Annotated in this window: 13 protein-coding genes; 4 read left to right on the forward strand and 9 right to left on the reverse strand. The window is 70.3% G+C overall.

From position 1 onward, the window contains the following. Positions 1-3: 3 nt before the first annotated feature. Complete coding sequence (locus AB0P41_RS16085) at positions 4-624, reverse strand: DUF47 family protein (protein ID WP_356708059.1); 621 nt, start codon at positions 622-624, stop codon at positions 4-6. Between the two features lie 221 nt (positions 625-845). Between AB0P41_RS16085 and AB0P41_RS16090 the strand changes: the two genes are divergently transcribed. After that, entirely contained in the window at positions 846-1,193 is a 348-nt protein-coding gene (locus AB0P41_RS16090) for a metal-sensitive transcriptional regulator (RefSeq protein WP_356708060.1), read from the forward strand. Between the two features lie 21 nt (positions 1,194-1,214). Here AB0P41_RS16090 and AB0P41_RS16095 read toward each other — a convergent pair whose 3' ends face one another. Then, positions 1,215-1,424 carry a hypothetical protein gene (locus AB0P41_RS16095; protein ID WP_356708061.1) on the reverse strand — a complete coding sequence of 70 codons (210 nt, stop codon included), beginning with the start codon at positions 1,422-1,424 and terminating at the stop codon, positions 1,215-1,217. Between the two features lie 99 nt (positions 1,425-1,523). Further along, entirely contained in the window at positions 1,524-2,408 is an 885-nt protein-coding gene (locus AB0P41_RS16100) for a hypothetical protein (RefSeq protein WP_365932553.1), read from the reverse strand. A 153-nt stretch (positions 2,409-2,561) separates the two neighbouring features. Between AB0P41_RS16100 and AB0P41_RS16105 the strand changes: the two genes are divergently transcribed. Then, positions 2,562-2,777 (forward strand): hypothetical protein, encoded by a 216-nt coding sequence (locus tag AB0P41_RS16105; protein WP_365932493.1) that lies wholly within the window; start codon positions 2,562-2,564, stop codon positions 2,775-2,777. Between the two features lie 4 nt (positions 2,778-2,781). On the opposite strand, the gene AB0P41_RS16110 is transcribed toward AB0P41_RS16105, so the two are convergent. From AB0P41_RS16110 to AB0P41_RS16135, 6 genes are all read right to left on the reverse strand, one after another. Then, entirely contained in the window at positions 2,782-5,829 is a 3,048-nt protein-coding gene (locus tag AB0P41_RS16110; protein WP_365932495.1) for a tetratricopeptide repeat protein, read from the reverse strand. Between the two features lie 211 nt (positions 5,830-6,040). Next, positions 6,041-6,772: a phosphatase PAP2 family protein gene (locus tag AB0P41_RS16115; protein WP_356708064.1), complete on the reverse strand. Its 732-nt coding sequence runs from the start codon at positions 6,770-6,772 to the stop codon at positions 6,041-6,043. Between the two features lie 304 nt (positions 6,773-7,076). Further along, a complete protein-coding gene (locus AB0P41_RS16120) occupies positions 7,077-8,081 on the reverse strand; it encodes a bifunctional lytic transglycosylase/C40 family peptidase (protein WP_356708065.1) in 1,005 nt (334 codons plus the stop codon). 100 nt (positions 8,082-8,181) lie between these two features. Then, complete coding sequence (locus AB0P41_RS16125; protein WP_365932496.1) at positions 8,182-8,637, reverse strand: hypothetical protein; 456 nt, start codon at positions 8,635-8,637, stop codon at positions 8,182-8,184. 101 nt (positions 8,638-8,738) lie between these two features. Further along, positions 8,739-10,523, reverse strand: coding sequence for an alpha/beta hydrolase (locus AB0P41_RS16130; protein ID WP_365932554.1), 1,785 nt, complete (start codon positions 10,521-10,523; stop codon positions 8,739-8,741). Between the two features lie 5 nt (positions 10,524-10,528). Next, positions 10,529-10,933 carry a hypothetical protein gene (locus tag AB0P41_RS16135; RefSeq protein ID WP_365932498.1) on the reverse strand — a complete coding sequence of 135 codons (405 nt, stop codon included), beginning with the start codon at positions 10,931-10,933 and terminating at the stop codon, positions 10,529-10,531. Between the two features lie 179 nt (positions 10,934-11,112). On the opposite strand from AB0P41_RS16135, the gene AB0P41_RS16140 reads away from it, so the two are divergent. Both AB0P41_RS16140 and AB0P41_RS16145 read left to right on the forward strand, forming a co-directional pair. Continuing rightward, positions 11,113-11,742: a histidine phosphatase family protein gene (locus tag AB0P41_RS16140; protein WP_356708068.1), complete on the forward strand. Its 630-nt coding sequence runs from the start codon at positions 11,113-11,115 to the stop codon at positions 11,740-11,742. A gap of 96 nt (positions 11,743-11,838) precedes the next feature. After that, positions 11,839-13,416, forward strand: a complete 1,578-nt coding sequence (locus AB0P41_RS16145; RefSeq protein WP_365932500.1) for an adenosine deaminase — start codon at positions 11,839-11,841, stop codon at positions 13,414-13,416. Positions 13,417-13,458: the final 42 nt, after the last annotated feature.

The raw sequence follows: 13,458 nt of genomic DNA on the forward strand, positions 1-13,458 counted from the left end.
GGTTCAGGACTCCTTGACCGCGATGGTCTCCACGGTGTTGGCGACGTGCTCGAACGCGTCAGCCGCCTCTTCCAGCACATCCACGATCTGCTTGAGCTTCAGCACGTCCATGGCGTCGTACTTGCCGTTGAACAGCTGCGCGAGCAGTTTGCGGTGGATCTGGTCGGCCTGGTTCTCCAGGCGGTTGACCTCGATCCAGTACTCGGTGAGGTTGTCCATGGTCCGCAGACTCGGCATGGCCTCGGCGGTGAGTTCCGCCGCCCTGGCCAGGACCTCGATCTGCTGCTCGACACCCTTCGGGAGCTCGTCGATCTGGTACAGCACGACCAGGTCGACGGCCTCCTCCATGAAGTCCATGATGTCGTCGAGCTGTGAGGCGAGGTTGTAGATGTCCTCGCGGTCGAACGGCGTGATGAACGAGGAGTTCAGCTGGTGGAAGATCGCGTGGGTGGCATCGTCCCCCGCGTGCTCCGCTGCCCGCATACGCTCCGCGATCTCGACTCGGGAGGCAGAATCCGCCCCGAGCAGTTCCATCAGGAGCTTCGAGCCCGTGACGATGTTGTCCGCGGATGCGGAAAACATGTCGTAGAAGCTCGTCTCCCTGGGGGTCAGACGAAAGCGCACGTGGGGTCCTCGGGGTGCTTTGGATTCGGTCAGGCTGATGCTAGGCGCATCATCCGGCCACGGCTAACCGGCGTTCTTCAGTGTCGCGCATCGGGCACAGTGATCAGCACGGCCCCCCGGTCACGTTTCGGCTGGATTCGGTACGATATACCCGGCAGGGGTATGCAGACGGTACAGAACGGCACGCGCACCGCAGGCCACGAGGACAACGGGAGGACCCCATGACCACCACCGAGGCCACCGAAGCAGGCGGTACGGAAGCGGTCGTCACCGATCACGACCGCGGCATCCACGGGTACCACCACCAGAAGGAGGAGCACCTCAAGCGGCTGCGCCGCATCGAGGGCCAGATCCGCGGCCTCCAGCGGATGGTGGACGAGGACGTCTACTGCATCGACATACTCACCCAGGTCTCGGCCTCCACCAAGGCCCTGCAGTCCTTCGCACTCCAGCTGCTGGAGGAGCACCTGCGCCACTGCGTCGCGGACGCCGCTCTCAAGGGCGGCGAGGAGATCGACGCGAAGGTCGAGGAGGCCACCAAGGCGATCGCCCGCCTCCTGCGGACCTGACCCCGCCCGGCGGAGGAGAGGTCATCCCCGCTGGCGGCCCTGCCGGGGGATCGTCGGCACCGGCTCGCAGGGCACGTCCCTGACGTTGAGCACCTCGTCGATACGGTCGGGACTGAGCCGGTCCTCGAGCGCGTCCGCCGCGGCGATCATGAGTTCGCCGCAGAGTTCGATCTCGGCGAGGGCCACACAGTCCTGAGCGTTCGGAGCGCTGAGCGTCACCACCTGCGTCACCTCTCTCTGCTGTCGCCGACTCCTGGCGCACCGAGTCCCTAGCGTAGGGAGCGCAACACGCGCCGCGCATGGCACGGACGGACCATTTCGGCCCCCTCCCTACGGCGTTTCCGGGCCACTCCCGCCCTGCTGGACCCGCCCCGTATAGATGTCCGCCTCCGGCGGGAGCTCCACGGAGACCGGCGCCCCGAAGCCGTACAGCAGCATCGTCGAGACCACCGCGACCGCCGGGCCCTCGGTCGCGAAGGTGAAGCGATGACGCACCTTCCGCAGCAGGCCCTCGTCGTCCAGATAGGCGTCGAAGGGCACCGTGTCCGTGCTGAACCCTTTCGCCGCGGCTGCCAGTGCCCCGCGCGAGGACGGCGACGCCTCCCGCGCCGCCCTCCCGAGCTCCGCCGTCCCCCGGTAGTGCCGGACCGCCACCCCGGCCAGCTCCGTCCGCCCGACGTACGTCACCTCACCAGCACCGCGCAGCAACTCGGCGGAGGCCGTCGGATCGGTCACACCGCCGGTGACCAGATTCCCGTCCTCCAGGGCCGTCGTGTCGATCCGTACCCATTTGTCGTCCGGCACCCCGGCCCCACGGTTCTTCATGTACAGCGCACCGGGCGCCAGCAGCTCGGTGATCGGCCGGTGCTCGTCGGAGCCGGCTGCGTCCTTGGGCAGGATGACCTTGATCCGGCCCAGCTGCCTGCGGAAGTCGTACGCCCCCTGGCCCCTGATCGTCACCCTGGTGCCCCCGGCCGCGGTCTCCATCGACGTACGCGTCTCGGCGCTGCCCGCACCGGCGAGCGCCTCGGCCGCCCCGCGCACCACGGCCGCCGGAGCGCCCGCCGGGCCGGCCCGGGCGACGCGTTCACCGGTCACCTCGCCGCCGTCACCACCCGCACCGGAGCATCCGCTGCCCACCGTCACCACTCCTGCGACGGCAAGGGCCAACACAGCCAGCGGCCCGCCTCCGCACCTGCGCTGCTGCACCACCATTGCCTGCCAGCCCCCAACGACGTACACCTGACCGAGTTCCCGCCCGCCTCGCCTAACGACGGCCGGGGCGCCCCGTCACGCCACCGTGCCCCTTCCGGAAGCCGATCGGCCCACTCGGTGACGGCACCGACCGGCCCGCAGTACCGTGGATCCGTGCATGAGGACCCCCCAGCCCACGCCCCGGCCCCGCCGCTCGCTCCGGGCTCCGCACCCACCACCGCCCTCTCCCCGCCGCACAGCACCACCACGGTCGAACGAGGCTCGTTCTGCGTCGCCCGGTGCAGCTGCGGCTGGTCGGGTCCGGCCCGGCGCGCGCGCGACCGGGCCCGCACGGACGCGGCCGAACACCTCGTCGGCGCGGACAGCTGAGCGGTCAGGCGAGCGCTTCCCCCAGCCGACGCACGAGAGGGTCGGAGCCGGGCACCAAGGACGGCTGTACGCACCGGAGCAGTGAGAGGTCTTCCAGCACCTCCCGGATCACGTGCGCCTCCGGCGTCCGGCCGAGAAGGTCGTCGCACCGCGCGGTGGCACGCCCCCATTCCTGGAGCGCGCAGTCCATAAACAGGACGCACCCCAGCACCAGAGCCTGCCTGCTGCTGTCCCCTGCCCGGTCCGCGAGGAGCATGCGGATCGCGCGCAGGAAATGCGTCCCGGCCTCCTGCTCGTCACCCGTCAGACGGGAGGAGAGGGCGTACAGGCCTACGTACCAGCCCTCATCCGGGTTGATCTCCACAGCCCGTACGCAGTCGGCGAGCGCCTCCTCGTAACGCCCTAGCCGCAGACGCAGCTGCGCACGGCCGGCGTACGACCACGCGGCCGGAGCCTCGGCCGCCATGACCAGGCGGTAGTCGGCGGACGCCTCCTCGTGGAGGCCCGCGCGCCGGTACATCTCCGCGCGGTGGGAGACGAACGTCCCAGACCGGGGGTCGATCTCCATGGCCCGCGTGTAGTCGGCGGCGGCCTCCGCGTACCGGCCCAACCGCCGGAGGACCATCCCTCGGTTGAGGACGGCCCAGTCGTAGCGCGGGTTGCTCTCGAGGGCCAGGGAGTGGTCGGCCAGTGCTTCCTCGTAGCGGCCGAGCCGCCGGTACAGCTCCCCGCGGCCGGTGAGGGCCCATTCGTAGCGTGGGTCGGCCTCGATGGCCCGGGTGTAGCCGGCCAGTGCTTCCTCGTGACGGCCGAGCTTCTCGTAGGTGCTCGCCCGGCTGGCGAGGGCCCACGCGTAATCCGGGTCGATCTCGACGGCCCGGGCGTAGTCGGTGAGAGCGTCCTCGTACTCGCCCATGATGTGGTGGACCCGGGCGCGGCTGGCGAAGGCCCACTGGTAGCGCGGGTTGATCCCGATGGCCCGGGTGTAGTCGGCGAGGGCCTCGGCGTGACGGCCCTGGACCTGGTGGACGTACGCCCTGCTCCCGAAGGCCCACGCGTACTGCGGGTTGATCCCGATGGCCCGGGTGTAGTCGGCGATCGCGTCCTCGGGGCGGCCCGACGCCTCGTGGACCTGGGCGCGGCCGCCGTACGCCCACGCGTACCCCGGGTCGAGATCGATGGCGCGGGCGAAGTCCGCGAGGGCCTTGTCGTGGCGGCCCAGGTTCCGGTAGGCGTCCCCGCGGCTTCCGACGGCCCGTGCGTCGAGGGGATCGAGCTGCAGCGCACGGGTACAGGCGGCGACCGCCTCCTCGTGACGGCCCATCAGCCGGTACGTCTCACCACGGCCCGCGTAGGGGCGCGAGGCGTCCGGATCGAGGTCCGTGGCCCGCGCGTAGTCCGCCAGCGCCCTCTCGTGGTCGCCCGCGATCCGGTGCTCCCCGGCCCGGACGGAGTAGGCCAGGGCGCGCCCCGGCGCACCGAGTTCGGGAGCGGCCAGCAGCACTTCCAGCACCGCGGTGCCCGCCCGGTCGTGCTCACCGGCGGATTCCAGACGCCGCCCCCAGGCACCGAGGACCGCCGTCTCCGTGTCGTCTCCCGCCTGCCCGAGGATCTGGGCCCAGCGCCGCAGCGTGGCGAGGTCGTGGTCGATCGCGTGGACGGCCTGGTGGAGGGCGTCGGGCAAGGCGGTCCGGTGGTTCGCGCACAGCCGGTGGTAGGTCTCGTTGAGCCGGTGTTCGCGCCAGACGGCGTCCTCCCAGCACCTGGACGTGCCGGCTGCGGTGCCGAGGCCGGACTCCGCATCCAGGCGCCACCTCTCGAACACCTCTGCAAGACGGGTGTGCGCCCGCTGCCACCGGGCCGGCGACCGGCCGCGCTGCAGGCGCAGCATCGCCGCACGCACCACGTCGTGGTAGCGGCACCGGCCCGCCTGCGTGGAGACGAACGCGAGGCCGCGCAGCCACGGGTAGTCGTCGGCGGCGGCCTCCGGCACGGCGGCCCGGTACACGTCCTCGTCGATCTGCAGCGGAAGCGCACAGGCCAGCGCCGCCTCACGCCGCCCGGCGTCCGGCTCCCACTTCAGGAACCGCTCGACCGCCGTCTCCGACGGGTCCCCGAAGCTGTCGCCGCTGCTGGCCTCGCTGCGCGCCAGCATGTCCACCAGCAGCGGAAGCCGCCCCGACAGGCGCAGGACCAGATCGACGCTGGGCTCCTCGGTGACGCCGTGGGTGGCGAGCAGCGTGCGCGCCTCTCCCTCCGTGAACACCTCCAGGCGCACCTCGGTGACCTGGCCCAGCCGGTCGCCCCAGACCCGGGTGTCCAGGCGCGGCCGGCCGGAGAGCACGACCTGGACGTTGACCGGCAGGCCCCCGTACTCCTCGCCGAAGACGATGTCGTGCAGCCAGGCGTCGAGCACGGGCCCGGTCCGCTCGTACACGTCGAAGAACAGCACCACCCGCGCGCACCGCTCCGCGACCTCGGCCAGGTCCTCCAGGAAGACCGGGGCGAGGACGGCTACCGGATTCATCACCAGCTGGACGTCGTCATGACTGCGCAGCCGCATGTTGAGGGCCGCCCGCACCCGGTCCGCGCCCAGCGCGACCTGCTGCGGATCCACCGCGCCGACGAACGCGCCGACCCCGGGCACCATGCCCAGGCCGACCAGCCCGACCTGGGCGGCCACCGTGCTGGACGGCGAGGCGGGCGGGCTGCCCGAGGGGTCGGTCTGCGGTGCGGGGGCAGCGCTCTCGGCCTGGTGCCTGCGCTGCCGGTAGGTCGCCAGCTGCTTGTCGAACCGCTTGAGCGGGTGCCCCTGCCGGCCCAGCCGGGCACTGACGGCCTCCATCGCCTCGACGGCGTCGTGCACCTCGTCGTCCACGAACGCCGTGACGACGGTGGACTGCTCGCGGGCGGTGGACTCCCACTGCCGTACGAGGGTGGACTTGCCCACACCCCCGTTGCCGCGCACATGGAACAGGAACGGGAAGTCGGCTTCCTCGGGATCACGCGCGAACGTCTCCCGGAACACCGCGAGCTCACCGCGGCGCCCCACGAACCCCGTCCGCTCGTGCCGACGATTGACTTCCTGCCGTGTCAGCCGCCGACCGGCCACATGCACCACCCCCCGGATCTCCGGCCATGATGCCGCGCCGTCGGCGGCACGGGCTCGGAACCACCGAAGTGGCCACCGTGGGGCTGCCCCGGCCCATGCGTGAGGGGCGCCCCCCGCGGGACGCCCCTCATGAACCGCCGGTTCTCTCCGCCTACGCGGCGAGGTCCCTCTCGCCGGGCGCGCCGCCCCGGCCGGAGCCCGTGCTCGGCTCCGGAATCCCCTGCGCCCCGCCGCGCCCGTCCGCAGCGGTGACCGCTTTGCCCGAGCGGACGAGCCGGCCAACCGCTCCGGCGCGGGCCACGGCCCCCACCAGAGGAGTCAGCAGCATCATCGCGAGCGGGGCGAGCAGCAGCGCCACAGCGGTGCCGAGAGCGAAGCCGCCGATCACGTCGGTCGGGTAGTGCACGCCCATGTAGACGCGGCAGAAGCCCTCGAGGAGTGCCAGCGCGATCGCCACCAGGCCGAACTTCCTGTTGGCCACGAACAGCCCCACGGCGATCGCCATCGCCATCGTCGCGTGGTCGCTCACGAAGGAGAAGTCCGTCTTGCCCTTCACCAGGACTTCGAGTCCCTTGTGGTCGAAGAACGGACGTGGCCGCTCCACGAAGCCCCTGATCGGGATGTTGACGAGCAACGCGATCCCGGCGGCGAGCGGTGCCCACACGAGCCCGGCAACCGCCGTCACCGAGTCCTCGGTCGTCCCGCGTCGGCGCACGCTCCACCAGCACCACAGGACCGCCAGGACCATGGCGAGCATGATCCCGAATTCACCGACGAACTCCATGACCCGGTCGAACCAGGTCGGAGCGGCCTTCGCCAGCCCGTTGATGTCGTAGAGCAGGCTGACATCGGGGTTCGACCCATCGAGTGCGAGTCCAGCCATCTGCCGCGGCCCCTTGCCTTGTCTGCTTCTGCTGCGACGCACAACGGCGTGCGTCGCCTTGGTCTGACCCCCGTGGTCGGTGCGGATTCGGTGCCGCGCCACGCCATGATGCCGTCACGCCTGACCGGTCTGGACAGCCGCGCATGGTCATGTGCGCATGCTGTCCCAGTCCAGGGAACGGTCTGTCAGCTCTCTGCGTTCCGCTCTCCACCGAATGATCACCATGACGTTATCGAAGAGTGACTCATCGTCGCAGCTCAGGGCCTGGGCTTCACGGAGAGTTCCGGCCACGGCCGACTGCCCGTCAGCTTTCCGGGAGCGCGGTGGGAAGCGCCGCGGCCCCGTCCTTCGTGACCCTTGTCGCACCGAAGTAGTCGGGGGTGTCGATCTTGTCGAACCGGATCACCGCGCCGGTGTACGGCGCGTTGATCATGTAGCCGCCCCCGACGTAGAGCCCCACGTGCCGGATGGCCCGCGAGTTGTTCAGATCGTCCGAAAAGAACACCAGGTCTCCGGGGAGGAGCTCCTCCCGTGAGGGGTGCGGGCCGGCGTTGTACTGGTCGTTCGCCACCCGGGGCAGCTCGATGTCGACCGTCCGGTACGCGGCCTGAGTCAGCCCGGAACAGTCGAACCGGCCCCCCTGGTCGGCCGTCCCGTTCCCGCCCCAGAGGTAGGGGGTACCCAGCTTCTTCTGCGCGAAGTAGATGGCCCCGGCGGCCTGCTGCGAAGGCTGCACCCGGCCGACCGGCTTGGCGAAACTCTTCTCCAGGGAACGGATGATCTTCACGTAGTTCTGCGTCTCGCTGATCGCGGGCACCCCGCCCGCCCGGATCACGCGGTACGCACCCGCGTTGTACGCGGCGAGCATGTTGTCGGTCGGGTCGCCCGGGACCTTCTTGACGTAGCCGGCGATCTCGCAGTCGTAGGACGCGGCGGACGGGATCGCGTCGGCCGGATCCCACACGTCCCGGTCCCCGTCCTTGTCCCCGTCGATGCCGTGAGTGGCCCAGGTCCCGGGGATGAACTGCGCGATGCCCTGCGCGGCGGCATGGCTCTGGGCGCGCGGATTCCAGCCACTTTCCTGATACAACTGCGCGGCCAGCAGGGCGGGGTTGATGGCGGGGCACAGATTGCCCCACTTCTCGACGAGCGGCTGGTACCGCGCGGGCACGGCCCCCTTGGCCAGCCCGACGGCCCCGCTCGCCCCGGAGATCCCGGCGGCGGCGGAGTACGTCCCGACGACGAGCAGGGCGATGAAGCACAGGCCCAGCCCGATCCCACCGCCGACGAACACCCAGTATTTCCGCACGCCTCAACCATCCCCCATTCGGGCGCGGTTCACGACGCGATTCGCTGGTGTGTACGGGTGGATGGAGGCATGAGGGGGCGTCAGGGGCGGCCGAGGGGGATCAGGGGGCGCCGGCGGACCAGAAGGGCGAGCGGATGTTGGGGCGGGGGATGTGCTCCATGCCCTCGTAGGTGGGGGCCGTCGCCTTGGTGGTGGATTCAGCGACCTCCGACTCCTCGACGCAGGGGCTGTCCACCTCGAAGAACACTTGCCCCTCGCCTCCGACGATCAGACTTACACCGAAACCATCCTTTGTCTGGGCAAAGATTGCCGGCACATCCGGGTCATTGTTGATGGATTTCATCCGATAGCCGCTACTGCGCCATGAGCGATCCACCACGCCCAGGAAACTTCCCCTACGTTGCGCAGACACGATGGTCATCACTGCGCGCCGTCTGGTTACGTCGCAACTCCCAGTGGTTGTCGGGCCGTGGGTCCAGCTGACCGCCGGGCGAACCTGGTCGAACATGTCGTCCAGAATCCTGTCAGCACGATTCGCCGCTTCCTGCATATTCATTCCAGGACTCCCTGTTTCACCAGACGGCTCAACTGCACCAGCGCAACCCGACATGACCAATGCGGCGGCTAGAACTGCAGGTGCGTAGCAGAACGCACGACTCATCGATACTCCTGATTTCGAATCTTGTCAGAACGCCCGGCGGCAATTAGGGCAATGTTGGACGATGACTCCGCATCCCTCTTCGGGTCAAAGTACAGAGAGTGCGCGGCGATTGTCGGACCACTGGATCCGGCGAGCCCGGGGCCGTCATCGACACGGAAGCGCCTTGCGCCGAATTCTTCACTCGCCGGATCCTTGCCGAACCAGAGGTCATCGTCGCCTCTGTCAGCAACGTCACCTGCAAGGAAGGAAAGCGGGCCTAACACGCCAGCCGAAGCACCCACGACCGCCTGCCTTTTCGACGGCACCATTGTCACCCCGTCGTTCTCCGCAGCCCCGACAAAGACGTGGGACTCCCCTACCCCCAGATCCTCGGCACGATCAACGCCCACCCCCGGGCTCCCCACCAAAACGATATCGTCAACTCCTGGAATTCCATCGCCTTGCTGAGTGGCCGCACCCACTGTGCGCGATCCGTACGAGTGCCCGATGGCCGTGAAGTGCGGATCAGCGTTAATGTTCGTAGCAGTCAATCCGCTGGAAAATTCATGCAAGCGCTGCCCACCCTCCACGGCCCGATCATCAAGAGCCACGGAGAAAGTGCCGAGACCGTCGATAGCCTGAGGAGCGTCATATCCGAGCCATGCAATGGCCGCGCTAGATGGGTCGTGGTACCGAGATCCAATCGCCGTGTCACGAGCCCGCTTCAGGTCTCCCTCCGCAAATTCCTTGTCCAAGGAGGTATTTAAGCCGGGCACATAGGTCGAAACGTTCTTTGCTGTATCAGGGTTGCCGAACGCGACGATCGCTCGCCCGTTTCCCTCGTCGCTGACACCCAGCAGGTACATCGGCGGTTCCCCAGGCTTGGCAGCCGCCCCCAACTGCCGATCAATCTCCCGCAGCCCCGCCAACTGCGTCACCGCCTTCTCGTCGTCCCGCCCCTCCAACTCCCCGATCAGCAGCCGCAGGTTGTCCCGGTTGGCCGCGTCGCGGACGAGGGCCGGGATGCCGTCCAGGTTCCCGATCTGGTCCGGGTAGACCGCGAGGTACTCCTCGCGCTGTTCCTGGGTCAGCCCCGCCCACCAGTCACGCCGCTCCGCCGGAGACGCGCCGAGCGGGATGGCGTCCTTCAGGTAGGCCCCCGCCGCCCCCCGCACCGCCGCCGCGTCACCCGCCGCGTCCTTCCAGGTGGAGTCCGGGACCTTCAGCCCCTCTTCCGCCTTCAGCCGGCGCAGGATTCCCGCGTATCGCCAGTCGATCTCGGAGGCGGCCCGCACCGCCCCCGTCACCCGGTCCGCGATGTCCTGCGCCTTGGCCGCGTGGGGGTTGGGCGCGACCAGGCCCGACGGCGGGACCAGCCCCGGAAGGCCGTTCGACGACGCCGTCCCGCCTCGCAGCGGCGCACCGTCGACGAGCCCCGCGCCCGCAGCCGGGTACGTCACCGAGCCGTCCGCGTGCACCGTGAACTTCAGTGCGGCCGCGTCCTCCAGGGCCTCGTTCAAAGCCCGTTGCTGCGTCTTCAGCTCGTGGGCCAGGGAGTTCAGCGTCGTACGGAGCAACCCGCACTCGGTGTACACGTACTGGAAGTTCCGCCCCAGCTGCCGCAGCCGCGCGACCACCGCCCGTGCCGCCTCGCCCTCCTGCGTGTCGCGGAGGCCGGTGAGCAACTGCTGCTCGATGCGGTCCCGCGCCGCGTCGGCCCGGTTGCTCGACCTGCCCCAGCCGTCGGCCGCGCCCTCCAGCTCGGCGCACTCCAGGTCCCGTAACTCCGCCCAGGTCAGCATCCGCGTCACCGCTCGTCACCTACGCAGGGCTTCACCGAGGCGAAGGACGACCTGACGGCCTCGTTCGTGGCGCCCTGCGTACGCGCGACGTCCCGCAGCCCGGCTGCCAGGCTTCCGCACTCGCCCTGCGCCGCCTGGAACCGCCGCTCCCAGGACTCCCGTACGGCCGCCAGCTCCGCGAGCGCGGTCAGCCGGCCGGCCTCCGCCGTGAGCCGCCGGTGTGCCAGCCCCAACTCCGCGCGTACGGGAACCAGCTGGGTAGCCAGCTCCGCAGCGCCCCCTGCGGCCCGCAACCACGGCCCGTCGCTGTGACGCAACCTCGGGCCGCAGCCGCCCCCGGCCGGCGGCGGGCCCGCCGGATCATTGAGTTCTTGTGCCACGGCCATCCCGCTCACCCCGTTCTCGATCACGGAGCGGCACTGTGCCAAACCCGGCGTACCCGACACGCCGGGTGTACCCCCGGCGCGAGCCGGACCCCCGCCCCCGCAAGGACGGAATCCCACCGACATCACCCGAACGCGCGACCCGGAACCGCCCGGAAGGAGACACCGTCCCTCCCCGCACCACCCCGACCAGCCGAAAGGGCCCCATGACCACCGCGAACGCGACCCGCTTCCTCTACATCGCCCGGCACGGCGAGGCGTCCACGGACGAGACCGAACTGACGGAACGGGGCCGGCGCCAGGCAGCCCTCCTCGGCGAGCGGCTCCGGGGCACACCTCTCTCCGCTGTCCACCACGGCCCGCTCCCCCGGGCCGCCCAGACCGCCCGGCTGGTCCATGAGCGGCTGGAAAGGGGCATTCCCCTGCATGCCTCGGAGCCGGCCGGGGACTACGTCCCGTACGTCCCGCGCCGGGAAGAACTCCCCGAAGAGTCGGCGGACCGGTTCCTCGGGTTCGTGGAGCAGTTCCCGGAGGACGAGCGCAGCCGGGGCCCCGAGCTGGCCCGCGCCGCGCAGGAACGGTTCACCGGGCCGGTGGACGGTGCGGAGCCCCGCCATGAACTGGTCGTCACGCACGCGTTCCTGGCCGCCTGGCTGGTACGGGACGCCCTCGACGCGCCCGCCTGGCGCTGGCTGGGCCTCAACCACGCCAACGCGGCGCTGACCGTCATCCGGTACACGCCCGGCAGGCCTGCCGCCCTGGTCATGGTCAACGACATGGGCCACCTCCCCACAGAGCTCCGCTGGACCGGTTTCCCACCCGAGTTCCGGGCATGAACCGGGCCTCACCCGGCACCTGCCTGTCCCCCGGACGGATGGTTTACGGGGCGGTGTCCTCGCGGTCCGGGGTTATGCCGGCCACTCTTCGTGATCATGCAAGGCGTGATCTCCGTACGCCACAACTCATCACGCGCCCGCCGGTTGTTGACGGCCGCAGGGCTCGCCACGGCCGCCCTGGCCGCATCGCTTCCCGCAGGGCCGTCGGCGCAGGCCGCCGCATCCGCGTCCGTACCCCCGCCCCGGGTGGCCACCCCCGCCGAGGCGCGCACCGCCGCCTGGCTGCGCGCACACCCTGAGGAGGCCGGCCGCTTCTTCCGGGAACTGCCCAAGGGAGGTGACCTGCACAATCACCTGTCCGGCGCGGTCCGCACCGAGTACCTCATCCAGCTCGCGGCCGACGACAAACTCTGCATCGACGCCACGATGACCGCCGTCGCACCGCCGTGCGGTACCGGCACCCGGCCGGCCGCGGACGCCCTCACGGACGCCCGTTTCCGGCAGGAGATCGTCCGGGCCTGGTCCATGCAGGACTTCCCGCAGGGCGAGTCGGGCCACGACCACTTCTTCGCCACGTTCGGGAAGTTCGGCGCCGCGACCTCGCACCGCGGGAAGATGCTGGCCGATGTGGCGGGCACCGCCGCCGCACAGAACCAGACATACCTGGAAACCATGGTCAGCCCCGCCTCGGCCGGCGCCAAGCAGCTGGCCGCCGACGTCGGCTGGGACGCCGACCTCGCCGCCATGCACCGCAAACTGCTCGCCGGCGGCCGGCTGGACCAGCTGGTGACGACCGCGAAGCAGGAAGCGGACACGGCCGACACGGAGTTCCGCGACACCGCGGACTGCGCGACCGCTGCCCCCCGGCCCGCATGCCGGATCACGGTGCGCTGGGTCTCCCAGGTGTCGCGCAACAGCGCCCCGGAGCGCGTCTTCACCCAGATCGCCCTCGGGCTCCGCCTGGCCGAACGCGATCAGCGGTTCGTCGCCGTCAACCTGGTCCAGCCGGAGGACGGCGAGATCTCCCTGCGGGACTACCGCCTGCACATGCGCATGCTGAACTACCTGCACGGCGTCTACCCCCGTGCCCACATCACCCTGCACGCGGGCGAGCTCGTCCCCGGCCTGGTGAAGCCCGAGGACCTGACCTTCCACATCGACGACGCCGTACGCACCGGCCAGGCCGAGCGCATCGGTCACGGTGTCGACCTCGTGCACGAGGACCGCTGGCAGCGCCTCGCCCGCGACATGGCCCGCCGCCAGATCGCCGTGGAGGTCCCGCTCACCAGCAACGCGCAGATCCTCCAGGTCGAGGGTGACGAGCACCCGTTCCCCGTCTACCGGAAGTACGGGGTCCCCGTGGTGCTGTCCACCGACGACCCCGGGGTCTCGCGCGGTGACATCGGCCAGGAGTACCGCCGGGCGGCCCGTACGTACGGACTCGGCTACCCGGAGCTGAAGGACCTGGCCCGGGCCTCCCTGGAGTACGGCTTCCTGCCGGGCCGCAGCCTGTGGCGTTCCGACCCCGTGCGCCAGGGCTTCCGCCCGGTCGCGGAGTGCCAGGTCATGGAATCGGCGCGCTGCGCCCGGTTCACGGCCCAGAACCCTAAGGCCCGACTGGAGTTGCGCCAGGAGCGCTCCTTCGGAGCGTTCGAGGCCCGCTACGCCGGCTGATCCTCCGTCCTGGTCCGGGGCGGGCCGGTGCCCGCGACCGCA

This window comes from Streptomyces sp. NPDC079167 (genome assembly GCF_040686735.1).
Lineage (GTDB): Bacteria > Actinomycetota > Actinomycetes > Streptomycetales > Streptomycetaceae > Streptomyces.

Excerpts from the sequence above, each read along its gene's own strand:
- AB0P41_RS16100 (WP_365932553.1), bottom strand. The coding sequence starts at position 2,408 with ATGGTGGTGCAGCAGCGCAGGTGCGGAGGCGGGCCGCTGGCTGTGTTG.
- AB0P41_RS16145 (WP_365932500.1), top strand. The coding sequence starts at position 11,839 with ATGCAAGGCGTGATCTCCGTACGCCACAACTCATCACGCGCCCGCCGG.
- AB0P41_RS16125 (WP_365932496.1), bottom strand. The coding sequence starts at position 8,637 with ATGAATATGCAGGAAGCGGCGAATCGTGCTGACAGGATTCTGGACGAC.
- AB0P41_RS16130 (WP_365932554.1), bottom strand. The coding sequence starts at position 10,523 with ATGCTGACCTGGGCGGAGTTACGGGACCTGGAGTGCGCCGAGCTGGAG.
- AB0P41_RS16140 (WP_356708068.1), top strand. The coding sequence starts at position 11,113 with ATGACCACCGCGAACGCGACCCGCTTCCTCTACATCGCCCGGCACGGC.
- AB0P41_RS16115 (WP_356708064.1), bottom strand. The coding sequence starts at position 6,772 with ATGGCTGGACTCGCACTCGATGGGTCGAACCCCGATGTCAGCCTGCTC.
- AB0P41_RS16090 (WP_356708060.1), top strand. The coding sequence starts at position 846 with ATGACCACCACCGAGGCCACCGAAGCAGGCGGTACGGAAGCGGTCGTC.